22 protein-coding genes, 1 tRNA gene and 1 pseudogene are annotated in these 24,474 nt (G+C 64.1%); 12 read left to right on the top strand and 12 right to left on the bottom strand.

From position 1 onward, the window contains the following. Positions 1–199: 199 nt before the first annotated feature. From petA to U5A57_RS33000, 6 genes are all read left to right on the top strand, one after another. Positions 200–820, top strand: coding sequence for a ubiquinol-cytochrome c reductase iron-sulfur subunit (gene petA, locus U5A57_RS33025; RefSeq protein ID WP_321915878.1), 621 nt, complete (start codon positions 200–202; stop codon positions 818–820). Beyond that, positions 820–2,208 (top strand): cytochrome bc complex cytochrome b subunit, encoded by a 1,389-nt coding sequence (locus U5A57_RS33020; RefSeq protein ID WP_321915877.1) that lies wholly within the window; start codon positions 820–822, stop codon positions 2,206–2,208. The genes petA and U5A57_RS33020 overlap by 1 nt, the downstream gene beginning before the upstream one ends. A gap of 18 nt (positions 2,209–2,226) precedes the next feature. Further along, complete coding sequence (locus U5A57_RS33015; RefSeq protein WP_415774688.1) at positions 2,227–3,027, top strand: cytochrome c1; 801 nt, start codon at positions 2,227–2,229, stop codon at positions 3,025–3,027. 114 nt (positions 3,028–3,141) lie between these two features. Further along, entirely contained in the window at positions 3,142–3,753 is a 612-nt protein-coding gene (locus U5A57_RS33010) for a glutathione S-transferase N-terminal domain-containing protein (protein WP_027797364.1), read from the top strand. 79 nt (positions 3,754–3,832) lie between these two features. Continuing rightward, complete coding sequence (locus U5A57_RS33005; protein ID WP_321915876.1) at positions 3,833–4,330, top strand: ClpXP protease specificity-enhancing factor; 498 nt, start codon at positions 3,833–3,835, stop codon at positions 4,328–4,330. An 18-nt stretch (positions 4,331–4,348) separates the two neighbouring features. Next, a tRNA-Thr gene (locus U5A57_RS33000) sits at positions 4,349–4,424 on the top strand. Positions 4,425–4,491: 67 nt separating this feature from the next. On the opposite strand, the gene U5A57_RS32995 is transcribed toward U5A57_RS33000, so the two are convergent. Both U5A57_RS32995 and U5A57_RS32990 read right to left on the bottom strand, forming a co-directional pair. Beyond that, positions 4,492–5,442 carry a cation diffusion facilitator family transporter gene (locus U5A57_RS32995; protein ID WP_321915875.1) on the bottom strand — a complete coding sequence of 317 codons (951 nt, stop codon included), beginning with the start codon at positions 5,440–5,442 and terminating at the stop codon, positions 4,492–4,494. Positions 5,443–5,512: 70 nt separating this feature from the next. Further along, positions 5,513–8,281, bottom strand: coding sequence for an Eco57I restriction-modification methylase domain-containing protein (locus tag U5A57_RS32990; protein WP_321915874.1), 2,769 nt, complete (start codon positions 8,279–8,281; stop codon positions 5,513–5,515). A 257-nt stretch (positions 8,282–8,538) separates the two neighbouring features. Between U5A57_RS32990 and U5A57_RS32985 the strand changes: the two genes are divergently transcribed. Further along, positions 8,539–9,687 (top strand): class I SAM-dependent methyltransferase, encoded by a 1,149-nt coding sequence (locus U5A57_RS32985; RefSeq protein ID WP_321915873.1) that lies wholly within the window; start codon positions 8,539–8,541, stop codon positions 9,685–9,687. A 128-nt stretch (positions 9,688–9,815) separates the two neighbouring features. On the opposite strand, the gene U5A57_RS32980 is transcribed toward U5A57_RS32985, so the two are convergent. Beyond that, entirely contained in the window at positions 9,816–10,136 is a 321-nt protein-coding gene (locus U5A57_RS32980; protein WP_233883048.1) for a DNA-binding protein, read from the bottom strand. 374 nt (positions 10,137–10,510) lie between these two features. Between U5A57_RS32980 and U5A57_RS32975 the strand changes: the two genes are divergently transcribed. Then, positions 10,511–11,374 (top strand): SAM-dependent methyltransferase, encoded by an 864-nt coding sequence (locus tag U5A57_RS32975; RefSeq protein WP_321915872.1) that lies wholly within the window; start codon positions 10,511–10,513, stop codon positions 11,372–11,374. Positions 11,375–11,393: 19 nt separating this feature from the next. On the opposite strand, the gene U5A57_RS32970 is transcribed toward U5A57_RS32975, so the two are convergent. Both U5A57_RS32970 and U5A57_RS32965 read right to left on the bottom strand, forming a co-directional pair. Then, positions 11,394–11,963 (bottom strand): DUF1415 domain-containing protein, encoded by a 570-nt coding sequence (locus U5A57_RS32970; RefSeq protein ID WP_321915871.1) that lies wholly within the window; start codon positions 11,961–11,963, stop codon positions 11,394–11,396. A 19-nt stretch (positions 11,964–11,982) separates the two neighbouring features. Then, entirely contained in the window at positions 11,983–12,624 is a 642-nt protein-coding gene (locus tag U5A57_RS32965; RefSeq protein WP_321915870.1) for a TetR/AcrR family transcriptional regulator, read from the bottom strand. A 175-nt stretch (positions 12,625–12,799) separates the two neighbouring features. On the opposite strand from U5A57_RS32965, the gene U5A57_RS32960 reads away from it, so the two are divergent. The 3 genes from U5A57_RS32960 to U5A57_RS32950 all read left to right on the top strand — a co-directional run bounded on the left by U5A57_RS32960 (position 12,800) and on the right by U5A57_RS32950 (position 16,308). After that, complete coding sequence (locus U5A57_RS32960; protein WP_321915869.1) at positions 12,800–14,083, top strand: MFS transporter; 1,284 nt, start codon at positions 12,800–12,802, stop codon at positions 14,081–14,083. 164 nt (positions 14,084–14,247) lie between these two features. Beyond that, complete coding sequence (locus tag U5A57_RS32955; protein WP_321915868.1) at positions 14,248–14,850, top strand: nitroreductase family protein; 603 nt, start codon at positions 14,248–14,250, stop codon at positions 14,848–14,850. A 198-nt stretch (positions 14,851–15,048) separates the two neighbouring features. Continuing rightward, positions 15,049–16,308, top strand: coding sequence for an Hsp70 family protein (locus U5A57_RS32950; RefSeq protein ID WP_321915867.1), 1,260 nt, complete (start codon positions 15,049–15,051; stop codon positions 16,306–16,308). Positions 16,309–16,538: 230 nt separating this feature from the next. Here the strand turns inward: U5A57_RS32950 and U5A57_RS32945 are convergent, their stop codons facing one another. Beyond that, positions 16,539–16,742, bottom strand: coding sequence for a cold-shock protein (locus tag U5A57_RS32945; RefSeq protein ID WP_027797379.1), 204 nt, complete (start codon positions 16,740–16,742; stop codon positions 16,539–16,541). Positions 16,743–17,175: 433 nt separating this feature from the next. Here U5A57_RS32945 and U5A57_RS32940 point away from each other — a divergent pair, with 433 nt between their 5' ends. Beyond that, positions 17,176–18,771, top strand: coding sequence for an APC family permease (locus U5A57_RS32940; RefSeq protein WP_321915866.1), 1,596 nt, complete (start codon positions 17,176–17,178; stop codon positions 18,769–18,771). 107 nt (positions 18,772–18,878) lie between these two features. On the opposite strand, the gene U5A57_RS32935 is transcribed toward U5A57_RS32940, so the two are convergent. The 6 genes and pseudogenes from U5A57_RS32935 to hemA all read right to left on the bottom strand — a co-directional run. Next, the gene (locus tag U5A57_RS32935) at positions 18,879–19,673 is read right to left on the bottom strand and encodes a class III extradiol ring-cleavage dioxygenase (RefSeq protein WP_321915865.1); all 795 of its coding nucleotides are present in this window, start codon (positions 19,671–19,673) and stop codon (positions 18,879–18,881) included. 150 nt (positions 19,674–19,823) lie between these two features. After that, positions 19,824–20,447, bottom strand: a complete 624-nt coding sequence (locus tag U5A57_RS32930; protein ID WP_321915864.1) for a UbiX family flavin prenyltransferase — start codon at positions 20,445–20,447, stop codon at positions 19,824–19,826. A gap of 145 nt (positions 20,448–20,592) precedes the next feature. Continuing rightward, positions 20,593–20,904 (bottom strand): Grx4 family monothiol glutaredoxin, encoded by a 312-nt coding sequence (grxD, locus tag U5A57_RS32925; RefSeq protein ID WP_158758724.1) that lies wholly within the window; start codon positions 20,902–20,904, stop codon positions 20,593–20,595. Positions 20,905–21,023: 119 nt separating this feature from the next. Further along, on the bottom strand, positions 21,024–21,878 hold the full coding sequence (gene prmC, locus U5A57_RS32920; RefSeq protein ID WP_321915863.1) for a peptide chain release factor N(5)-glutamine methyltransferase: 855 nt from the start codon (positions 21,876–21,878) through the stop codon (positions 21,024–21,026). 13 nt (positions 21,879–21,891) lie between these two features. After that, entirely contained in the window at positions 21,892–22,974 is a 1,083-nt protein-coding gene (prfA, locus tag U5A57_RS32915) for a peptide chain release factor 1 (protein ID WP_158758722.1), read from the bottom strand. A gap of 189 nt (positions 22,975–23,163) precedes the next feature. After that, positions 23,164–24,450: pseudogene (gene hemA / locus U5A57_RS32910) on the bottom strand (glutamyl-tRNA reductase); the annotation flags it as partial. Positions 24,451–24,474 lie beyond the last annotated feature (24 nt).

The raw sequence follows: 24,474 nt of genomic DNA, 5'->3' as shown, positions 1-24,474 counted from the left end.
TTTATTCATCGGGCATTTACAAGCTGAAAAGAAAGTGGCCCTCTTTTCTGCGGGAAAACCCCGAGATATCAAGGACTTCCGAAGCTTTTTCGAGAACGCCCCTTGTAAATGCCAACTCCATTCGAGCAAACTAGCGTTCGGCAGCACCGCGGGTAAGCTGGCGTGACGGAAAAATCCAACTCAGAAGTGGGGCGATGTGATGCGAGACAACGAGAATGACCGCGTCGATGGCAGCCGCCGAACCTGGCTGATTGCGACGTCCGTAGCAGGTGGCATTGGAGGCGTGGCCACTGTCGTACCCTTCGTAGGTTCCTTTGCACCATCCGAAAAAGCGCGTGCCGCCGGCGCGCCCGTCGTAGCCGATATCACGAATCTGCAGCCCGGCTCGATGATGACCGTGGCCTGGCGCGGCAAGCCCGTGTGGATCCTGTACCGCACGGATCGCATGATGGCCGACGTGAAGAAGGCCGATCCCGACCTGGCCGATCCGAACTCCGAGCATCCGTTCTCGATGCCGATGCCGGAGTACTGCATGAACGAATTCCGTTCGCGCGCCGAGCATCAGAACATTCTCGTGGCGGTTGCCGTCTGCACCCATCTGGGCTGCACGCCGACGCCGCGCTTCCAGGAAGGCCCGCAGCCGAACCTGCCCGACAGCTGGCCGGGCGGCTTCCTGTGCCCGTGCCACGGCTCCACCTACGATCTCTCCGGCCGCGTGTTCAAGAACAAGCCGGCACCGCAAAACCTCGACATTCCGCGCTACATGTTCGCGTCCCCGACGCAGATCGTGATCGGCAAGGACGAAAAAGGAGAAGCGTGATGACGACGGGAACCGAAAAGGATGCGGGGGAGACGGCCGGCCTGCAGGGCTGGATCGACAAGCGCTTTCCGATGACCTCGACCTGGAAAGCGCACCTGACCGAGTATTACGCGCCGAAGAACTTCAACTTCTGGTACTTCTTCGGCTCGCTTGCGCTGCTCGTGCTGGTGAACCAGATCATCACCGGCATTTTCCTCACCATGAACTACAAGCCCGATGCGACGCTCGCGTTCGCCTCGGTCGAGTACATCATGCGCGAGGTGCCGTGGGGCTGGCTGATCCGCTACATGCACTCCACGGGCGCTTCCATGTTCTTCGTGGTCGTGTATCTGCACATGTTCCGCGGGCTGCTTTACGGCTCGTACCGCAAGCCGCGCGAACTCGTGTGGATTTTCGGCTGCGCGATTTTCCTGTGCCTGATGGCCGAGGCGTTCTTCGGCTACCTGCTGCCGTGGGGCCAGATGTCGTTCTGGGGCGCGCAGGTGATCGTGAACCTGTTCTCGGCGATCCCCTTCATCGGGCCGGATCTCTCGCTGTGGATTCGCGGCGATTACGTGGTGTCGGACGTCACGCTCAACCGCTTCTTCGCGTTCCACGTGATCGCCATTCCGCTCGTGCTGGTCGGGCTCGTGATCTGCCACATCATCGCGCTGCACGAAGTGGGCTCGAACAACCCGGATGGCATCGAGATCAAGGAGAAGAAGGACGCGAACGGCGTGCCGCTCGATGGCATTCCGTTTCATCCGTACTACTCGGTGCACGACTTCATGGGCGTGTGCATCTTCCTGATGATCTTCGCGGCGATCGTGTTCTTCGCGCCGGAAATGGGCGGCTACTTCCTCGAGGCGAATAACTTCGTGCCGGCCAATTCGTTGCAAACGCCGCCTGAAATCGCGCCGGTCTGGTACTTCACGGCGTTCTACGCGATGCTGCGCGCCACCACCGACCCGTTCAAGATCGTGCTGATGATCGTGATCGCGCTGCTCGGCCTGCTCGCGCTCGTGCGCGCCCGCGGCAAATGGCGCGCCGGGCTGCCGGTGCTGGCGGTGCTCGTGATCCTCGCCATGTACTTCACCGAGTCGAAGTTCTGGGGCGTGGTGGTCATGGGCACGGCGGTGGTCTCGCTCTTCTTCTTGCCGTGGCTCGATCGCTCGCCGGTGAAATCGATCCGCTACCGGCCGTTCTTCCACAAGGTGTTTCTCGGCATCTTCGTGCTGGCGTTCCTGACGCTCGCGTTCCTCGGCACGAAACCGCCATCGCCGGCGGCCACGCTGATCGCCCAGATCTGCGCGCTCGTCTATTTCGCCTTCTTCCTCGGCATGCCGTTCTGGACGCCGCTTGGCACGTTCAAGCAGCCGCCCGAACGCGTGCGGTTCAAGCCCCATTAAATGACGAGCGAGGAAGATATGACGAGAAAATCTCTTTTTTCGACGCTCGCGAAGGTGAGCATACGGGCTGCCGGCGTCCGGGCCGGCTTGGCCGCGCTGGCGCTCTCATGTGTATTCGGGGTCGGATCTGTGGCGGCGCAGGAAAACTTTCCGCTCGACCGCGCTCCCGATAACGGCGAAAATCTTGCTTCGCTGCAACACGGCGCCAAATTGTTTGTAAACTATTGCCTGAATTGCCATAGTGCGAACTTGATGCGCTACAGCCGGTTGCAGGATCTCGGCATTCCGCAGAAGCAAATCGAAGATAATCTGTTGTTTACGACCGACAAGGTCGGCAACACGATGTCCATCGCGATGCGCCCGGACGACGCGAAGGCGTGGTTCGGCGTGGCGCCGCCGGACCTCTCTGTGGAAGCGCGGGCGAAAGGGCGCGACTGGCTGTACACGTACCTGCGCACCTTCTACCGCGACGACACGCGGCCGACTGGCTGGAACAACCTGGTGTTCGAAAACGTGAGCATGCCGCACGTGCTGTGGCAGTTGCAGGGCATACGCACGGCGAAGTTCGAGGACACGACTGATGAGGAAACCGGGGAAAAAATCCGTCGCTTTGCCGGGTTCCAGCAGGTCACGCCCGGAACGCTAACGCCTGTGGATTATGATGCCGACGTGGCCGACCTGGTGGCCTACCTCGGCTGGATGGCCGAACCCGAGCAGAAAACCCGCAGGCAGCTTGGCGTGTGGGTGCTTCTGTTCCTCGGCGTCTTGAGCTTTTTCGCGTGGCGATTGAACGCCGCGTACTGGAAAGATATCAAATAGGCACGTCCTGACCGACGTGGGGCCGGTGCGACGAGATGCCGTCTGACGGTTCAGGGACCGTCAGGCGGTTTTTTCGCCCGCTGGCCTTTTGGGTTTATTGAGGAAATGTAAATCATGATGGTTCTGTACTCCGGCACTACCTGCCCGTTCTCCCAGCGCTGCCGGCTGGTGTTGTTCGAAAAGGGCATGGACTTCGAAATCCGCGACGTCGACCTGTTCAACAAACCGGAAGACATCGCCGTGATGAATCCGTACGGTCAGGTGCCGATTCTGGTCGAGCGCGACCTGATCCTGTACGAATCGAACATCATCAACGAGTACATCGACGAGCGCTTCCCGCATCCGCAGCTGATGCCGGCCGACCCCGTCCAGCGCGCCCGCGCGCGTCTGTTCCTGCTCAACTTCGAGAAGGAACTGTTCGTGCACGTGAGCACGCTCGAGAACGAGAAGGGCAAGGCCGCCGAGAAGAATCACGAGAAGGCGCGCCTCGCGATCCGCGACCGCCTCACGCAGCTCGCGCCGATCTTCCTGAAGAACAAGTACATGCTGGGCGAAGAGTTCTCGATGCTCGACGTCGCGATCGCGCCGCTGCTGTGGCGCCTCGACCACTACGGCATCGAGCTGTCGAAGAACGCCGCGCCGCTCATGAAGTACGCCGAGCGCATTTTCAGCCGTCCGGCGTACATCGAAGCGCTCACGCCGTCTGAAAAGGTCATGCGTCGTTAAGTAGTATCCTGGCGGTTGCAGGTAACAGAGGCGGCGTGCGCAGCGTGGGTGTGGATGCCGCCTCGTGAAAGGATTGTTGATGCAAGAGATTTCCACCAAGCCGTATCTGCTGCGCGCGCTGTACGAGTGGTGCACCGATAACGGCTTCACGCCGCATATCGCGGTGCGGGTCGACAACCGCACGCGCGTGCCGCGCCAGTTCGTGCGTGACGGCGAGATCGTGCTGAACATCAGCTTCGAGGCGACGAGCCAGCTGCAGATGGGCAACGAGATGATCGAGTTCCACGCGCGCTTCTCGGGCAAGTCGCACAAGATCGAGGTGCCGGTGTCGAACGTTCTCGCGATCTACGCGCGCGAGAACGGCCAGGGCATGGCGTTCCCGGTCGAGTCGCCGGCGGGCGACGCCGACGACGTGCTGTCCTCCGAGGACCACGAAGAAGCCGAAGCGCACGAAGTGCGCGACGAGCCTGCCGAGGAATCTGCCGCACCGCTCGCGCCCGTCGCGTCGCGCGCTGCCGATAAAGATGACGAAGGCGGCAACAAGGGCGGCAAGGGCCACCTCAAGATCGTGAAATGAAGTAGAATAGCGGGCTATGCCGGCTTAGCTCATCTGGTAGAGCAGTTGATTTGTAATCATCAGGTGGCGGGTTCGAGTCCTGCAGCCGGCACCAAATTCGAAGTAAAGCGTCAAGACAAAGGGTTACGTGAAATTCACGTAACCCTTTGTGCTTTCTGGGCTCACTCCGCCCATTCGGGGTCGCTCGTGAACATGATCGTGAGCCAGCGGTGCGACTCGTCTCCGCCTATGGCCCGGCCAATTTCGTCGCGGATCGCATCCCACTCGGCAATGCGCTTTGGCGGCATGTCGGGCGGCACGACGAAATACAACTCGATCTCGCGCGAACGCCCCACTTTCGCGACGTAGGCGCGGTAATACTCAAAGGCGTAGCGCTCGACGAAGCGTTTCGCGACGGCATCGACATGCTGCTTGAGATCCGCGGGCGCGACGAGCAGCACGTCCAGCAGGGCCTGGCGGATTTCCGCGAGCGGAATCGGAATGATCACCGCGCATACCACCACGAGCGCCGCCGGGTCGACGTAGGGCGTGAGGTGCTCCCACGCCGTTCCCTGAATCGCATAGCCGACGCTGAACGCGATCAGCAGCGCGGCCGTGATGCCCGCGGACATGATCCACGACTTGATGTCGAGGCGCACGAAGTCCGAGTGGATCCGGCGGTTCGCGCGCGATTCGAACACCGCCATCGCCACGCAGGCGCTCACGGTGAGCACGGCGTAGACGAGCGCCGGGCCGAAGTGCAGTTCGTGGCCGCCGGCGAGCAGGTTCGTCACGCCGTTGATCAGCGCATAGACGGCCACGCCCACGAGCAGCGTGCTGTTCAGGCCGAGCACCATGGGTTCGAGATGCCAGAAGCCCATGGTGAAGCGCTCGCGCCATTTACGCGGCAGGTCGACGTTGACCGCGTAGGAGGTGATGAGCCGCACGACGGCGAGCGCGAGCGCGCTCATGCTCGCGTCGATGAGCGAATAGACGCCGTCGAACACAATGGAAAACGAGCCGGAGATCAGGCCGAACAGGATGCCGATGAGGGCGATCACCAACGTCGTGGCGATCGATAACGTCAGCACGCTGCTCTCGTCGGAGGGACTGAAGAATCGTAGCCGTTCCATGATGTCTGCTCTCGCGCGAGGATGAGCAAGACTAGCCGACTCGCCGTGACGCCGTCGTGCGGCTGCCCGGTCAGCTTGCTTCGTGCGCGATCGGGCCGGTGCGGCCTTCCACGAGGTCGATCTCCTGCCCTGACAAGCCAAAAGCCGCGTAAAGGCGTCGATCTATCTCGCGCGCGATGTCTTCCACTTCCGGGGCGCCGCATCCGGACTCGTGAGCGCGCAGCAACCGGGTTACGCAGTCGGCGATCTCGTCGCGCACCGAAGCGCAGCCTGGCACGGGCAACGCGTCGATCATCGCTTTCGTGAATGCCACGCCGCCGTTGTAGCTTGACGATCCGTACTTCGCGCGAATCAGGAAAATCGAGAGCGGGCAGTTGAGGAGCGCCGCCGCGAGCTTGAGCACGGGCTCGTCGTTTGAGCGCAGGATAAGCGTGGTTTTGCCGGGGATGGTGTCGCCGGCGAGATCGAGTGTCGCGTCGAGCCGCGTGAGGCCTTTCACGATCACTTTTTTCGCATGGGCTTTCGCGCCGTAGCCGTTCGAGAACGTTGAGGCGAAACGCTCGCGCTCGACCACGGGTGCGTTGTAGCGTCGCCCGAGGTAGGTCATCGGCTTGCTGCCCCAGCGCGAGACGTAGCGCCCGAGCGTGCCGGTGTTCACCACGCGGTAGTGATGGTCAGCGAGCGCATGCTTTTCAGCTTCTTCGACGAGGGGCGCGAGCCGGTAGGCGTCCGACGTCGCGCATGCGTTTTCGCAGGGCAGCAAACCGCCGAGCGTGGGGTGCGCGCGGCCGATCCGCTGCACGAACGCGGCATGTGGCGAGAGCAGCGCGTCGAGCGGCCACGGCGCCTCTAGCGTGCGTTTGTCGGTTTGCGCCAGCTCGCGAAGCGTTTCGCCCTCGATGCGCGCAGTCGCGATGGCGGGCGTGCCCGACTCGCGAAAGACCGTGATGATCGAATCTACGCGCGCCTGTTCGAACACGTCACGCCCGAGCCCGACGATGCGTTCGATCTTGTCCAGATGCCGCGCGCGCAGCGCGTTGCCGAAGGGCTTCGAGAGCCACTTGTCGGGCGTGAGATACGCCATTGCGCCACCAGGCTTGAGGAGCGCGAGGCCTAGCTCCATGAACACGATGTACAGGTCCCAGTTGCCTCGCGCGCTCGGCCAGCGCTGCACGAGGCGCTCGCGCAGCGCGCGCTGGCCCTGGTTGATCATGCGCTCGGAATCGATATAGGGCGGATTCGCAATGACGGCGTCGAAACGCTCGAAGTGGCCTTCGTCGGTGAGTAGCTCTGCGAACTCGATGCGCCATTCGAACGCCGTGGCCTCTTTGGGCGGCGTTTGGGCCGGGATATTTGCAAGCGCGTTGCGCAACGTGTCGCGCAGTTGGGCGAATCGAGCGGCTTCGGCGCGTCTTGCGGCGCGTGTGTTGGTCGTCCGCAGTTTTGCTGCACTCGCACGATAGTTCGCGATTAGCGCTGCGTACTCGCGAATGGGCGTATCGAAGTCAAAACGGCTGAGCGTGGCGTTGCCTTGCTTGAGGTTGGTCTCGAGGTTTGGCAGCGAAGCGGTGAAGTCCGCGTGTTCGAGCAGTTCGATCCACAGCCGCAAACGCGCCATGCCGACCGAATCGGCATGGATGTCCACACCAAAGAGCGAGCGCTCTACGATGTCCCGCTTGACACGAAAGAGCGCGGCTTCGATCTTGCGGATGGCCTCGCCATCGCGCTCGTGTGTGAGCGGCTCGCCGTCCGCGTGCGTGACGCCAAGCCGGTCCGCAGTCACGTCGATGCGGCAGGCGCTGAGCGCTTCGAGGTCGCACGCGTTCAGCAAGCCAAGGCGGACTTTCAGCGCGAGCAACTCGTTGAGCGCTGAAACGAGCAGATGCCCTGATCCCACGGCGGGATCGCAGATGCGCAGCGAGTCCAGAATCGCCTGAGCTTCGTCGCGATCGTCTATCAATTCGGATAGCTGATCGATGCTCGTGCAGTGCCAGCCGTTGGCGCGATTCAATCGATTCAGCGCCGCATTCGCGATGGCGGGACGGGCGAGTTGCATCGCGACGCAGCCTGGCGTGTACCACGCGCCATCGCGGTAGCCATTGAGCTTTTCGAAGACGAGCCCGAGCGAAGAGCCGTCGAGGCAACGCGCGTTCGCCGCGGCTGGCTCGTGCGCGACCAAACCGGCGGAGAAGTCGAACGCGCCAAGAAAATCGAGCAGATACCCGAGCACGTGCCGCTCGCCGCCCGCATCGGTGAGCACGGTTGCGGCGAAAAGCGGTAGCGTGGCGCTCTCGTCGAGCGCGCCCATGCCGAGCAGGCTTGGGTCCAGGTCTTGCGGCTCGAAAAGCGAACCGTCGAAGCGGGGGAGGTGAGCGAAGCGAGCGGGCGACGCGGCTTCATCGCCATGGAGAACGGCGTCGCACAGTGCGTCGAGATCGCTGAATGAGCGGATGCGCCGTGCGTTCAAAAACGCGTACGGCGAATCGCCGCCGTGGAGCGTTAGCAGACGTGTTTCGAGCACCTTGAGAAAAACCAGGCGGCTGATCCAGGCGATGCAAAGCCGCAGCGCGAGTTCGAAGCGGTCGGCCTCCGTCCGTTCGTTCTGGCTCTCGACCTCGCACGCGGCAAGACGCGCTAGCGCGAGTTCGATCAGTGCGCCACGCAATCGCGTGTCCGGCGCGAGTCGCGTCACGGTGCGCCCTGCGCCGGAAACGTTCTCCCGCAGCCCTACGATATGCAGCAGTTCGGCGTAAAACCCCTCGTCGAGCCCACCTCCGGCGCTGGCGCGGCGCGTGCGCGGTTTGCGCGCGCGGCGTGTCGGCTGGGTGGTTTCTGGCATGGTCTCGAGCGGGTGGGCGTGGCCTGGCGAGGCGCGGTCGGCGCACATTTTACTGCCGCCCGCGTGCGTTTCGTCCTATGCCGTCTGGCCGAGTCGACGCGCCCGCACGTCTGAGCGATGATCGGTGCAAAGGCGATGCGGCGGAACGTGCCGCGTCGCCGTGCTATATGATGGCGCCGCGTAAGGCGCCCCGGGGCGCCAACCGGCGGCCCGGCAACGCATCGACGAACTGGCCCGCCGCATCGACTATCCGACCTATGACCGAACATCCCACTCTCACCTGGCCCGACACCGAAGGCCCGCGCACGGTGCGCTGGCGCTCCGAGGCGGGCGTGCCGGCGCCCAAACGCGTGGTCATCGCCGACGATCGCACGACCGCGGACACCGCGTACCGCCTCGCCTGCGAAGGCACCGCCCTGCTGTGGCGCGGCGACTTTCAGAACGCGCGTCAGTTGCTACTGGCCATGGCGCGCCGCGCGGAGCGCAAGCCCCGCAAGGCTGCGTCGCCCAAGGCGCCCGCCTCACCGCTCGAAGCGTTTCATCTGCACCGCCAGGCGCAGGCGCAGCGCGCCCGCACGCTCGCCATGGTGCTGATTCCGCTCGAAGGCGATTACGGCATCAACCTGCGCCGCGCGCCCGACGTTCGTCTTGCGTGCGAAGAGGCGTGGGGCGCGCCCGATGGCGAAGCTTCTGCTGTGTCGTTGCGTGAAATCCTCGGTCTCGTTGGTGCGCACGAATGGCGCAAGAAGGGCGTCGAGATCGCTGCGCTGAACGGGGCGCACATTCATCCGTACTACGGCGTGTTTTCGCCGGTGCGCGGCGAATATGTCGATCTCGTCGCGCGCACGGCGCTGCCGTCGCTCGAAAAGGCCTTCGATATCGGCACGGGCACGGGCGTGCTCTCCGCCGTGCTCGCCTCGCGCGGTGTGAAGCGCGTGGTCGCCACCGATCAGGACGCACGCGCGCTGGCGTGCGCGCGTGAGAACCTCGAGCGCCTCGGCTATGCCGCCCAGGTCGAGGTCGTCGAGGCAGACCTGTTTCCGCCGGGGCGCGCGCCGCTCGTCGTCTGCAATCCGCCGTGGGTGCCGGCGCGTCCCGCGTCGCCCATCGAATACGCCGTGTTCGATCCGGAGAGCCGCATGCTGCGCGGTTTTCTCGGCGGTCTCAAGGACCATCTCGAGCCGGGCGGCGAGGGCTGGTTGATCCTGTCCGATTTCGCGGAACATCTCGGGCTGCGCACGCGCGAATCGCTCGTCGAGATGATCGTGGAGGCTGGACTCGAAGTGGTGGGCCGGGAGGACATTCGTCCGCGGCACCCGAAAGCCTCGGATCCCAGCGATCCGCTGTATCGCGCGCGCGTGGCCGAGCTGACTTCGCTGTGGCGCCTCAAGGTGCGCGCGCAGTGAGCCGGCGGCGGGCAAAATCGTTGGCAAAAAAGAAGAGTACGGGCCGCTAACGGCCCGTATGGGAGTCGAGCATCGGCGTCGGCGGCGTTAGGCCGCCGCGCCGGATTGACGTCAGGTTCACATCGGCTTCACCCGGGATAGGCCTCGTCGACCTTGAGGCCTGCCAGCTTGAAAATCACGCGCAGCGTTTGCGGCTTGATATCGCGGCGCGACGCCAACGCCGACATCACGAAATCGAGCACCTTCGCGTACTTCAGCAGGATCAGGCAGGTTTCGAGATCCGATGGGCCGTCGCGCATGCTTTCCGCAACGCGCAGCATCTCCACCGAGATGTCGCGCGCCATTTCCAGTTCCAGTTGCTGCTTTTCCGTCCAGTCGGGAACCGTGATGAGTTTCGTAAGCAGTTCCTGGAATTTTTGCTCTGCGTTTCCGTCAGGTATCGTATTCATTGCATGCCCCATGCAAGGCCATACAGCGTCGTGCGCTCTTCGCGCAGCGAGGACTGCGCCAGCCTGATTCATCGCAACCGGCACTCCCGGAGCGACCTCCCAATGCGCGCCTGTCGATTCGTTGCCGGCTGGTCGCGCTACGTTTTGGTCCTTTTTTGGGCATCGGGGACGAAAATCCTCGTGTCTCTTCTACTCAACCCCTCCCTCCTGTCCGCACGTGGGTCAGCGTGCCTGGACGCTATTACGACACTCGCTGCTCTTATGGGTTCGGCAGCCTTGACTAGCTTTTTTCGTAAAATGACAGGAATACCGCAACCCTTCTGTCGCCTGTCGCACGTTTCGCGACATGCCACGCCTTTCCTGTGACCACGCCGATGTCCAGCAAGACCTACGAAGTCCGTCCGAACCAGTCTGTCGAACTCCTCAAGGAGCTCCACATCCTGACGCGCGACGGGAAAATGAACCAGGACAGCCGCCGCAAGCTGAAGCAGGTCTATCACCTGTTCCAGTTCATCGAGCCGCTGCTCAAGGATCTCAAGCAGGATGGCCGCGACGTGACCCTCGTCGATCACGGTGCGGGCAAGTCCTATCTGGGCTTTATTCTCTACGACCTGTTCTTCAAGGATCAGCGCGACAGGTCACACATTTATGGAATCGAAACGCGCGACGAACTCGTGCAGCATTCGCAGGAGCTGGCCAAACGGCTGGGCTTCGGCGGCATGTCGTTCCTGAACCTTTCGGTAGCCGACTCGATTACGTCGCCGCAACTGCCTGACACCATCGACATTGTCACAGCGCTGCACGCCTGCGATACGGCCACCGACGACGCCCTGCGCTTCGCACTGAAGAAGCGTGCGCGCTACATCGTGGTCGTGCCGTGCTGCCAGGCCGAGGTGGCGGGCGTGCTGCGCCGCAATAAGGGCAAGTCGCTCGGGCAGGCGCTCACGGAGATCTGGCGTCATCCGCTGCATACGCGCGAATTCGGGAGCCAGATCACCAACGTGCTGCGCTGCCTGCAGCTCGAGGCGCACGGCTATCAGGTGAGCGTGACGGAACTGGTGGGCTGGGAGCACTCGATGAAGAACGAACTCATCATCGCCCAGTACAAGGATTTGCCGCGGCGCCGTCCGGCGCAGCGGCTGAACGAGATTCTCGATACCTTTGGGCTCGCGGACCTGCGCGAGCGCTTTTTCGCCGACGAAGGCGAGGCGGCCCCGGAGGCGGCAACCGAGGGTTGAGCGTGTGGGCGGCGCGGCGTCAGTCGCGCTTGTTCATCCAGTCTTGCCAACCGTCGAAGCCGAGCTTGCGCAGCGTTTCCTGGTTGCGTTCGTAGATGTCGGCGGCGTCGGGGAATGCCTCGACCGCGCGCTCGATGCTCGCCTCCCGCAGCAAATGCAGGATCGGATACGGCGCGCGGTTCGTGTAGTTCTCGATGTCGTCGGGCTCGGTGCCCTCGAACTGGAATTGCGGGTGAAAGCTTGCGACCTGCAGCGTGCCTTCCAGCCGCAACTGTTGCACGAGGCGCTCGGCGAACCAGGTTGCGTCGTTGAAATCGGCGAAGTCGGCGAGCGCACGGGGCAGGATCAGCAGTGTCGTGTCGATCTCCGCGGCGTCGGCTTGGGCGAGTGTTTGCAGCTCGCGCTCGAGATCGATGAGGACACCTTCGAGATCGGTCGCCTCGCTAATCACGTAGCGAATCTGGTTTTTCACGTACACGCTCTTCGCGAACGGGCAGAGATTCAAGCCAATCACAGCGCGCGTGAGCCAGTGGCGGGTCGCTTCGAGAATGGCGGCGTGGTCGGGGGACAGGGCAGCGGGTTCGTTCATCGTGTCATTTTACGGGCGGCTAGCGCTGTGGACATGCCGCTTCGATCAACAGCTTTGCCATGCGCGGCGCCGCGAGAATCGGGCCGCAGCCGGGGCCGTAAGTCTGGCTTGCGGCGTAGATGCCTTCGACGAGCAGCGCGAGTTCCTCCGCAAGCGCGGCCGGATCGCTGGCTCCTGCTTCTTGCGCAAGCGTGGTGAGGCGCGCCATGAGCTTCGTCTTGTTGTTGTCGACGCTGCGCCGCGCGGGATGCGTGGCGTCGGGGAATTCGGTCGCGACGTTCACGAACGGGCAACCGCGATAGCCCGTCGCCGAGGCGCGGTGCGTGAGGTCCTCGAAATACTGCATCAACTGCTTCGCCGGCTCGCCCGGATGCTTCGCGAGACTGGCGTCGAAGCGCTCGAAAAAGCGCACATCGCAGCGCTGGAGGTAGGCGACGACGAGATCGTCCTTCGACGAAAACTGCCGGTACAAGCTCATCTTGTTGACGCCGGCGCGCTCGACCACAGCCTCGATGCCGACCGCGCGCACGCCCTCGCGGTAGAACAGTTCGTCGGCGGCGCGCAGCAGGTGCTCGTGGGCGCGCGCCCCGGCCGTTTGCACGCGGGGGCGGGGCTTGCGCGCAGAGGCGGTTGACGTTTCGTCGTGGCCTTCGTGTTTCATGAGGGCATCTCGCGATCAGGGTGATTGCTTGACATGTTACCGAGCGGTAACTACTATCGCAACACACTTGTGACCGATCGGTAACAATCGAACGATGGCGAATCGTCGCAGCTAGCGGTCATACCAACGAAAACATAGGCATGTCGAAACCCGGCGCGCCGTGACAGGAGCACCAATGAACTGGGCAGCGAAGCGAATAGGCGGGCGTTTCCACTACGGATGGCTCGTCGTGGCAGTGGTGTTTCTGGTGCTGCTGGCGGCGGCCGGCACGCGTGCGACGCCCAGCGTGATGATGGTGCCGCTCGAGCATCAATTCGGCTGGAGCCGGGCGACGATCTCGCTCGCCATCTCGGTGAACATCGCGCTCTATGGCCTCATGGGCCCGTTTGCGGCGGCGGCCATGCAGCGTTTCGGCGTGCGTCCCACGCTGCTCGCGGCGCTCGGCACGATGGCGGCGGGCGTGGCGCTTTCCGCGCTGATGACGCATCCGTGGCAGATGATCCTGATCTGGGGCGTGATGGTGGGCGGCGCCACCGGCGTAGCGGCGCTTTCGCTTTCGGCCACGGTCGTCACGCGCTGGTTCCACTCGCACCGCGGGCTTGCCATGGGCATCCTCACGGCGAGCTCGGCCACGGGCCAACTCGTGTTCCTGCCGCTCCTCGCGGCGATCGTGGAGAAGCACGGCTGGCAGTCGGTGGTGCTCGTGGTTGCCGTGGCCGCCGCCGCGGTGCTGCCGCTCGTGCTGTTCCTGCTGCCCGAGCGGCCCGCGAGCGTGAATCTGCGTCCGTTCGGCGAGGACGAAAGCACCCCCGTCGCGCCGCCGGCGCCGCATCAAAATCCGCTGAAGATCGCGTTCGACGCGCTCTTTTCGGCGAGCCGCACGCGCGACTTCTGGCTGCTCTTCTTCAGCTTCTTCATTTGCGGCGCGAGCACGAACGGCTATGTGGGCACGCACCTCATCGCCATGTGCGGCGACTATGGCATGACCGAAGTGCAGGGCGCCTCGCTGCTCGCCACGATGGGCATTTTCGACCTGTTCGGCACGACGCTCTCGGGCTGGCTCTCGGACCGCTTCAACAGCCGCGTGCTGCTGTTCTGGTACTACGGGCTGCGCGGACTTTCGTTGATCTATCTGCCGCATGCCTTCGGCATCGACTTCTTCGGGCTGCCGATTTTCGCGGTGTTCTACGGCCTCGACTGGATCGCGACGGTGCCGCCTACGGTGCGCCTTGCCACCGACGTTTTCGGCAAGGAGCGCGCGCCGATCGTGTTCGGCTGGGTCGTGGCGGGTCATCAGCTAGGCGCGGCATTCGCGGCGTTCGGCGCGGGCCTGTTGCGCGCGAGTCTCGGCACCTACACGGTGGCGTCGATGATTTCGGGGGGCCTGTGTCTCGTCGCGTCGTTCCTCGTGCTGCGCATCAACGGCGGGCCGCGCGCCGTGGGCGTGCAAACGGCCTGACGAGGCGCACGCGCACCGCGACTTGAACGCGCCGGTTCGCACTTCGACGTATTCCAACGGGCGACGCATGAGCGTCGCCCGTTGCGTTTGAGCGTATTTCACGCGCTGCGGTTATTCTAGTGACCCCCGGGCAAGCCGCCCGCCACCCCAAGGACACACAAGGCATGACGAAGCACAAACCCGCACCGACAGCCGTGCCCATTCACGAACTCATCGCCGGCCGCTGGAGCCCGCGCGCCTATTCGAGCGAGCCGGTGAGCCGCGAGGCGCTGCACGCGGTGATCGAGGCGGCGCGCTGGGCGCCCTCGGGCTACAACCTGCAGCCGTGGCGCTTTATCGTGTTCGACCGTAGCGCCGACGAAATCGCGTTCAAGCGCGCGTTCTCGACGCTCGTGCCGTTCAACCAGCAGTGGAACGCGCCGGCGCCGGTGCTGATCGCCGTGACGGCGCAGACGCTCAACGCGAAGGGGGAAGTGAACCGCACGGCGCAATACGACGCAGGCGCGGCGGCGATGTCGCTCGTGCTCCAGGCGCACGCGCTGGGCCTCGCTGCGCACCAGATGAGCGGTTTCGACGTGCAGGCGTTCCGCAAGGAATTTGCGCTGCCGAACGACGTGGAGCCGCTGTCGATCATCTCGATCGGCCACTACGGCGAAGCCGAGAAGCTGGAACCGGTGCTGCGCGATCGCGAGAAGGCGGAGCGCACGCGTTCGGCGGTGGGCGAGATCGCCTACGAAAACGGCTGGAAGCACCCCTTCAAGGGCTGAGCCGGACATAGCCCAACGCCCATGCGGGCAGCGGGTTATCGAACCGAGCAAAAACGCGCGGCGCGGGCCGCGCGTTTTTTACTTCCCGGGGCCGCATCATGGGCCTGCGGTTGCCGCGCGCCGCGCTTTCGTGCTACAAAGCCGATCCCCCCGACCTTTCCTCTCTTGCGCGCGCATTCGCTGCGGCGCGCTCTTGCCATGACCAGCTTCTGCGCGATTGACTTCGGAACTTCCAATTCGGCGGTGGCGCTCCCGGCAGCGGCCGACGGCGCGATGCGCCTCGCGCCGGTGGAAGGCGCGCACACCACCTTGCCCACGGCGGTGTTCTTCAACGTCGACGAACACACGCGCGAATTCGGGCGTGCGGCGCTTGCCTCCTATATCGACGGCTTCGACGGCCGGCTGATGCGCTCGATGAAGAGCATCCTCGGCTCGCCGCTTGCCGAAAGCACGACCGACCTCGGCGACGGTAGCGCGATTCCCTACACCGAGATCATCACGATCTTCCTGGAGCATCTGAAGCGCAGCGCCGAGCGTTGCTCGGGTGCGCCCATTACACGCGCTGTGCTGGGTCGCCCCGTCTTCTTCGTCGACGAAGACCCGCGCGCCGACCGGCTCGCCCAGGACCAGCTCGAAGCGGCCGCGCGCCGCGTGGGCTTTCGGGAAATCGAGTTCCAGTACGAGCCGATCGCGGCGGCGTTCGACTACGAGTCGCGCCTCGCGCAAGAAGGGCTCGTGCTCGTGGCCGACATTGGCGGGGGTACGTCGGACTTCTCGCTCGTGCGTGTGGGGCCGGATCGTATGTCGCGCCTCGAGCGCAAGGACGACGTGCTCGCGCACCACGGCGTGCACGTGGCGGGCACCGACTTCGACCGCCGCGTCGAACTCGCGACCATCCTGCGCGAACTGGGCTACCAGTCGCTCGACCCCGAGGGCCGCGAAGTGCCGAACCGCATCTATTTCGATCTGGCGACCTGGCACCTCATCAACACGATCTATACGCCCAAGCGCGCGACCGAGCTGAAGCTCATGCGCCATCTGTACCCGAACACGCGTCAACACGACCGGCTGATGCGCGTGGTCGACGAGCGGCTGGGGCACGCGCTCACGGCGCGCGCCGAGGAGGCGAAGATCGGTGTTTCCGCGGGCGGGGAGACGATGATCGACCTCGAGGCGGTCGAGACAGATCTGCGCCTTGCATTCGGCGACGCGCAACTCGTCGAGGCGGGCCGCGAGGAGACGCGGCGCATTGTGCAGGCCGCACGTGAAACGGTGCAGGCGGCGGGTGTGGCGCCCGGGCAGGTGAGCGCGCTTTACTTCACGGGCGGCTCCACCGGCCTCGTATTCCTCACGCAGGCGCTGGCGGAGGCGTTTCCGCAGTCGCAGGCCGTGTTCGGCGACCGTCTTGCCAGCGTGGCGACGGGCCTGGGCATTCACGCGCAGCGCCTGTTCGGCTGAATGCGCGGCTGAATGTGCGGCTGAATGTGCGGCTGAATGCGCGTCTCAATGCACGGCTGAACGCGCGGGGAAGCTAATCCCCGTTGAAAATCCGTTCTGAAAAACGCGGGCAAGAAAAAACCCCACCTTCGAGAAGAAGCGTGGGGTTTTTCGGTAAGCTTGCTAGTCAGGAACTTCGCAGAAGCTGCGTTCAGATCCTAAATGCCTTAGCAGACCAATAAGCGCAGTACTTAGACCGGCTTGATGTTGGCAGCTTGCTTGCCCTTCGGGCCCGTGCGGACTTCGAATTGAACCTTTTGGTTCTCTTGCAGCGTCTTGAAGCCGTCAACCTTGATTTCCGAGAAGTGCGCGAACAGGTCTTCGCCGCCGCCGTCCGGAGTGATAAAGCCAAAGCCCTTAGCGTCATTGAACCACTTGACGGTACCGGTTTCCATATTACTTTCCTAAAAATGAATGAAGGCCGAAGCCCGAGAGGTGCACGAAAATCAAGGAAGGGGTATGGGACCAGCCGGAGTACCGTTGATGGGCGAACTACGAAAGACCTATTCACACTCGCCGCTTGAAATCCTGCCCGAACTTTATACGGCTAAACGCCAGGAAGGTCAACTAGGTCCCCGGGAAAGTTCGTATTTTTTTGCTACAGGGTCGAAACTGACCCTTACAAACCTTGATAAGCAAATGACTTTTTTGTATTAGGCCGTCGTTTTTGGCGCCCTTCCGTGGTGCAACCGGTTAAACTACGCGCCGCGCTGAAGTTGCGCCTACAGGCGCAATCTTTCGTGTGGAGGTACGACAACTGCGGGAAACCCGCCCGCACAACAGACGGGATAAACGCGTTGTCGAGCTGCTCTTGAAACAGGAGAAGACGTGAAAAGTTCTATTCAACGGAACATCGGCCCGTTCGCGCTGATGTTCACCGGCCTCGGGTCGATCATCGGTTCGGGCTGGCTGTTCGGCGCGTGGAAGGCGGCGAAGATTGCAGGCCCGGCGGCCGTTTGCGCCTGGATCATCGGCGCCGTGGTCATTCTGGCCATCGCGCTCACCTACGCCGAACTCGGTGCGATGTTCCCGGAGTCGGGCGGTATGGTCCGTTACGCCCGCTACTCGCACGGCGCACTGGTGGGCTTCATCAGCGCGTGGGCCAACTGGATCGCCATTGTCTCGGTGATCCCGATCGAAGCCGAAGCCTCGATCCAGTACATGAGTACCTGGCCCTATGACTGGGCGCACGCGCTTTTCGTCGACGGGTCATTGACGCATTCAGGGCTCGGCCTTTCGGCGATTCTCGTGATCATCTACTTCATGCTCAACTATTGGGGTGTGAAGCTGTTCGCACGTGCCAACAGCGCGATCACGATCTTCAAGTTCATCATCCCGGGTCTGACGATCATTGGCCTGATGGCTGGAAGCTTCCACCACGAGAATTTCGGCCAGACGACCACGTTCGCGCCGTATGGCTGGTCGGCGGTGTTCACGGCGGTTGCCACCAGCGGCATCGTGTTCGCGTTCAACGGCTTCCAGAGCCCGATCAACCTCGCGGGCGAAGCGCGCAACCCGGCCAAGAGCGTGCCGTTTGCGGTCATTGGCTCGATCCTCTGCGCGCTCGTGATCTACGTGCTGCTGCAGATCGCGTATATCGGCGCGGTCAATCCGGCTGATGTCGCGAAGGGCTGGAACACGTTCAACTTCAAGTCGCCGTTCGCGGAACTCGCGATCGCGCTGAACCTGAACTGGCTCGCGATCCTGCTGTATGTGGACGCGTTCGTGAGCCCGAGCGGCACCGGTACGACCTACATGGCGACGACCTCGCGCATGATCTACGCGATGGAGCGCAACAACACGATGCCGAAGATGTTCGGCAACGTGCACCCGTTCTACGGCGTGCCGCGCAACGCGATGTGGTTCAACCTGCTCGTCTCGTTCATCTTCATGTTCTTCTTCCGCGGCTGGAGCTCGCTCGCGGCAGTGATCTCGGTGGCGACGGTGATTTCGTACCTGACCGGCCCGATCAGCCTGATGGCGCTCAAGCGCGCCGCCACGGACATCGAGCGCCCGCTGAACGTGCCGTTCATGAAGGTGATCGCGCCGTTCGCGTTCGTCTGCGCTTCGATGATCCTGTACTGGGCGAAGTGGCCGCTGACCGGCGAAATCATTCTGCTGATGGTCGTCGCGCTGCCGGTGTACTTCTACTTCCAGGGCAAGCAGGGCTATGAAGGCTGGGGCCAGGATCTGAAGGCTGCATGGTGGCTGTGCGCGTACCTGCCGATCATGGCGCTCCTCTCGCTGCTCGGCAGCAAGCAGTTCGGCGGCAGCGGTCTGCTTCCCTACGGTTGGGACATGCTCGTCGTCGCGCTGATCTCGCTCGTGTTCTATTACTGGGGCGTGAATTCGGGCTACCGCTCGCCGTACCTTGCGGAACGCGAGGAGCACGACGAAGTCCTCGAAGGTATCGGCGCGCACTAAGTATCAAAGCAAGCGTCGCGCAATACAAAAAGCCCGCCTGAAGCGATTCAGGCGGGCTTTTTTGCCTTTTGAGCAAACGCGAGCCTGCGTGGCGGCTCGCCGCGGCGTTATTGCACCGCGCTGCCGAACACGTAGTTCGTCATCGCGAGCGCGCGCTGGTAGGTGCCGAGCGACTGCACACCGAGTGTGTAGTCGTCGTCGGCTGCGCCTAGCGCCGCGAACACGGGCAGCAGATGCTCGTCGGTCGGGTGCATGAGCACGGCGTGCGGTGCACGCTGGCGGTAGTCGAGCAATGCGTCGATGTCGCGCGCGGCGAGGTGATTCTCGAACCACTGCGTGAACTCGGCCACGCGCGGATCGGCATCTTCCGGGCGCGCCGAGAAGTCCGCCTCGCGCAGGTTATGCGTGATCTGGCCCGAGCCGATCACCATCACGCCTTCGTCGCGCAGCGAGCGCAGCGCGCGGCCCAGCGCAAAGTGATGCGCGGCGTTGGCGCGTGGCTGCACCGAAAGCTGCGCGACGGGCACGTCGGCGTCGGGGAACATCAGCAGCATGGGCACCCACGCGCCATGGTCGAGGCCATGCGCTTGCTCATCGACAGGAATGCCTTGCTCGCGCAGCAGCGCCGCTGCGCGCTGCGCCATCTCGGGCGCGCCCGGCGCGGGGTACTGGATTTCGTACAGCGCGCGCGGAAAGCCGTAGAAGTCGTGGATGGTTTCAGGCTGCGAGGCGGTGCTCACCGCGGGGCGCATCGTGCCCCAATGCGCGGAAAGCATGAGCACCGACTGCGGACGCGGCAAATGCTGCGAGAGCGCGGTAAAGCCGCCAGAAGGCAGCGACGGGTCGATCGGCAGCGTAGGCGCACCGTGCGAGAGGAAAAGGGAAGGCGTGCGGGTGGTCATGATCGTGAGCTGGCCGCGCCGGGGCGGTCCGAAAGTATCGTATTGCGATCAATATAAGACCCAACCGTCGCGAATTAAACGGGGCGAAAGGGAATTGATTGTGTCGCCGATATTGATAATCGAAGCGGCGCAGAAAGATGCGGCGGGCGCTTACTCGTCGCCGCCGCGCAGCCCCGGCCAGGCGGGCGAGAGTGCGGGCCCGAGCGCGAACAGGTCGAGCACGCGCGCGACCGTGTGATCGACCATCTCGTCGATCGAAGCCGGCTGGTTGTAGAAGGCCGGCAGCGGCGGGAAGATCACGCCGCCCATTTCGGTCACTGCCGTCATGTTGCGCAGATGCGCGAGGTTGAACGGCGTTTCGCGTACGAGCAGCACGAGACGGCGGCGTTCCTTGAGCGTGACGTCGGCGGCGCGCGCAATCAGATTGTCGGAGAGGCCATGGGCGACGCTCGCGAGCGTTTTCATCGAGCAGGGCGCGACGATCATGCCGTCGGTCGCGAACGAACCCGAAGCGATGGTCGCGCCGACATCGCGTACTGAATGCACGACATCGGCTCGCGCGTGCAGGTCGTCTTTCGTGAGCTGCAGCTCGTGCTGGATGTTGAGCCAGCCCGCGGCGGAAACGAGCAGGTGCGTTTCGACGCCGCCCAGCTGCCGCAGCATGTCGAGCATGTGAACGCCGTAAATCGCGCCCGTGGCCCCCGTGATCGCGACGATCAGCCGGCGTTGCGGCAGTTGTGCGATAGCAGGCGAGGCTTGGGAGGCAGTATTCACGTCGGGCGGTCAGGCGGGAGTCGAAGCGAAGGCGAGGTGAGGTCGAGGCGAAGGCGCCTCAAGACTAGCGCCGGCGTAGCGCGCCGTGCGCTCGGGACGGCGCGGGCGCCACGCAATGCGCCCGATGCCGCCCCGTTGCCGGCAATTACGCCGCGGCGAAGAGCTGCTGCAGCTCGCCGTTCTGGTACATCTCCATCATGATGTCCGAGCCGCCGATGAACTCGCCCTTCACGTAGAGCTGCGGAATGGTCGGCCAGTTCGAGAATTCCTTGATGCCCTGGCGGACCGCGTCGTCCTCGAGCACGTTGACGGTCTTGAACTGATCGACGCCGCAGGCTTTCAGGATCTGCACCGCGCGACCGGAGAAGCCGCACATCGGGAACTGCGCGTTGCCCTTCATGAAGAGGACGACGGCGTTTTCGTCGACGATCTGCTTGATGCGTTGTTGGGTGTCCATGACTGACCTTGCGATTGAATTGATGCTGAATACGTTGGAATGCAGGATGAAATGATAGCGGATTTCGCCTGAGCGGGCCGGGCGTGGCCAGCGTTGTGTTCAGATGCGCCTGGTTACGCTCAGCCAGCCGGCAACGGAAGACGCCCGCCGCTGATGCGCTCGATCCCGGCGAGATCGCGCTCGGAGCGCACGTCCGTGAAACCGGCGCTTTCGAGCAACGCCCGCACAGCGGCCGCCTGGTCGTAGCCGTGTTCCATCCAGAGCACGCCACCCGGCGCGAGCCGGGCCGGTGCGCCCGCGACGATCGCGCGCAAGGCGGTGAGGCCGTCGGCTTCGTCGGTGAGCGCGCCGCGCGGCTCGAAGCGCAGGTCGCCTTGCTCCAGATGCGGGTCGCCGCTTGCGATATAGGGCGGATTGCTCACGATCGCCTCGAAGCGCAGCGCCGGATCGAGCGTGTCGTACCAGCTGCCCGCGACGAACGCGAGCAGGCCGCCGGGGCGCCCCGCGTCGAGCAGCTTCGCGGCGTTGCGCGACGCCACGTCGAGCGCGGCCGCCGAACGGTCGACGGCCCAGACGCGCGCATCGGGCCTTGCCGAGGCGAGCGCCACCGCAATCGCGCCGCTGCCGGTGCCGAGGTCGAGCACGCGCGGCTGTGCGATGCCTTCGAGCGCCGCAAGCGCGGTTTCCACGAGCACCTCGGTATCGGGGCGCGGAATCAGCACATCGGGTGTCACGTCGAAGTCGAGGCCGTAGAACTCGCGTGCGCCCACGAGCTGCGCAATCGGCTCGCCGTGCGCGCGGCGCGCTTCGAGGTCGCGGTAGGCCGCGACGGCGCTCGTTTCAAGCGCCTCGTCGCCGCGCGTGATGAGTTCGGTGCGGCGCCACCCGAGCACGTGCATCAGCAGAATGCGCGTCTCGAGCGCGGGCAGCGGCGAGGCGCGCAGCAGCGCCTCAGCGGTAACGGCTTCGCTCATGTTTGATGCACGCTCAATCCGCGTCGCCCAGCGACGCGAGCTGCTCGGCCTGATGCTCGGAAACGAGCGCGCCGATCAGTTCGCCGAGGTCGCCGTCCATGATTGCTTCGAGGCGATAGAGCGTGAGGTTGATACGGTGATCGGTGAGCCGCCCCTGCGGAAAGTTGTAGGTGCGGATGCGCTCCGAGCGGTCGCCCGAGCCCACGAGGCTCTTGCGCGTGGCCGCTTCCTTCGCGTGCTGCTCCTGGTACTGCTTGTCCTTGATGCGCGCGGCGAGCACCTTGAGCGCGCGATCCTTGTTCTTGTGCTGCGAACGGTCGTCCTGGCACTCCACGACGATGCCGGTCGGAAGGTGCGTCACGCGCACGGCCGAGTCGGTCTTGTTGATGTGCTGGCCGCCCGCGCCCGAGGCGCGGAACGTGTCGATGCGCAAGTCGGCGGGATTGATCTCGACTTCGCCGATCTCGTCGGCTTCCGGCATCACCGCAACCGTGCAGGCCGACGTGTGGATGCGGCCCTGCGTTTCGGTGGCGGGCACGCGCTGTACGCGATGGCCGCCCGACTCGAACTTGAGCTTCGAATACGCCGCCTCGCCGGCAATGCGCACGATCACTTCCTTGTAGCCGCCGAGATCCGACTCGCTCGCCGACATCATCTCGATCTGCCAGCGGTTGCGCTCCGCGTAGCGCAGATACATACGCAGCAGGTCGCCCGCGAAGAGGGCCGACTCGTCGCCGCCCGTGCCCGCGCGGATTTCGAGGAACACGTTGCGGTCATCGTTGGGGTCTTTCGGCAGCAGCATCATCTGCAATTCGTGCTGGAGCTGCGCCATGCGCTCGCGTGCGGCTTTCACCTCTTCTTCGGCGAAGTCGCGCATCGAGGCGTCGGAGAGCAGGTCTTTCGCCGCGGCCTCGTCGTCTTTGGCCTGTCGCCATTGGCCGTAGTGCTCAACCACCGGCCCCAGTTCCGCGTGCTCGCGCGTGAGCTTGCGGTACTGATCGCGGTTCGAGGTCACGTCGGGGCGGCTCAACAGGTCGTTTAGCTCGGCCAGGCGTGTAGTCAGCTGGTCGAGCTTCGATTGCATGCTCGTTTTCATCGGGCGGTGCGGAGCGAACTCCGGATAGGACTGCGAGAGAGAAGAGGCGGGCGTGCGGCCCGGTTGTGCAGGGTGCGCATGGCGCGCTCCCGAGCGCGGGCGTCGCTAACGGTCGGAGGAACCGGACGAATCAGAGGAGTCGGCGGAGCGCGAGGTGCCCGTGACATCCGTTGCGCTTTGCGAGACTTCGGTTGCCTTGGCCGGTTGGCCGTGGCGATAAAAGCCGCCCATCAGCTCGATGAGCGAGTCGCGCTGATCGCCGCTCGACGTGTTGAGCGCATGCGTCGGACCGTGGATCAGCTTGTTGGTGAGCGACTGCGACAGCGCTTCGAGCACGGCGGACGGATCGTCGCCGCGCGCAAGCATCTTGCGGGCGCGTTCGAGCTCGGTGCGACGCAGCGCGTCGGCCTGCGTGTGCATGTGGCGGATGACCGGCACGATGCTGCGCGAGTCGAGCCACTGCATGAAGTTCGCCACGCGCGACTCGATGATCGTCTCGGCTTGCGCGACGGCGGCCTGGCGCGAGGCATTGCCTTCGCGCACGATCGTGCCGAGATCGTCGACGGTATAGAGGAACACGTCTTCGAGCTGGGCGACTTCGGGCTCGATGTCGCGGGGCACCGCGAGATCGACCATGAAAATGGGGCGGTGACGACGCGCCTTCACCGCGCGCTCCACGGCACCCAAACCGATGATAGGCAGCGTGGACGCCGTGCACGAGACGATGATGTCGAACTCGTGCATGCGCGTGGGCAGGTCGGAGAGCGGAATGGCGTGCCCACCGAAACGTTCGGCAACATAGCGCCCGCGCTCGGCGGTGCGGTTTGCGACGACCAGTTCGCGCGGCTGCTGCGCGGCGAAGTGCGCGGCGCACAGTTCGATCATCTCGCCCGCGCCGATGAAGAGCACGCGCTGATTGGCGATCTTGTCGAAGATGCGCTGCGCGAGGCGCACGGCGGCAGCGGCCATGGAGACCGATTGCGCGCCAATTTCGGTCGTGCTGCGCACTTCCTTCGCCACGGCGAAGGTGCGCTGGAACAACTGGTTCAAATAGGTGCCGAGCGCGCCCGCTTCGGTCGCGGTGCGCACCGCGGTCTTCATCTGGCCGACGATCTGCGTTTCGCCCAGCACCATCGAATCGAGCCCCGAAGCCACCCGGAACGCGTGACGCACCGCTTCGGACTGCGGCAGCGTGTAGACGTGCGGCGCAAGTTCCTCTTCGCGGATGCCGTGGTAATGCGAAAGCCAGCTCACGGCGGCGTCGCGCGAGCTTTGCGCGTCGGTCGCGCAGTAAAGCTCGGTGCGGTTGCAGGTGGAGAGAATGGCGGCTTCCGGCGCGCTCAGCGAACGCTTGCCGGACCACGCTTCCTTGAACAGGGCGAGCGCGGGCTTGATCTGTTCGAGCGGAAACGCCACGCGTTCGCGCAAGGCGACGGGCGCGGTGTGGTGATTGATTCCGATCGTTAGAAGCTGCATACCATGGGGGCGAGATTTAGGCGG

It is taken from the genome of Paraburkholderia sp. J11-2 (assembly GCF_905220185.1).
Lineage (GTDB): Bacteria > Pseudomonadota > Gammaproteobacteria > Burkholderiales > Burkholderiaceae > Paraburkholderia.
The sequence above is the reverse complement of the archived record's forward strand: the minus strand, read 5'-3'. Positions and strand labels throughout refer to the sequence as shown.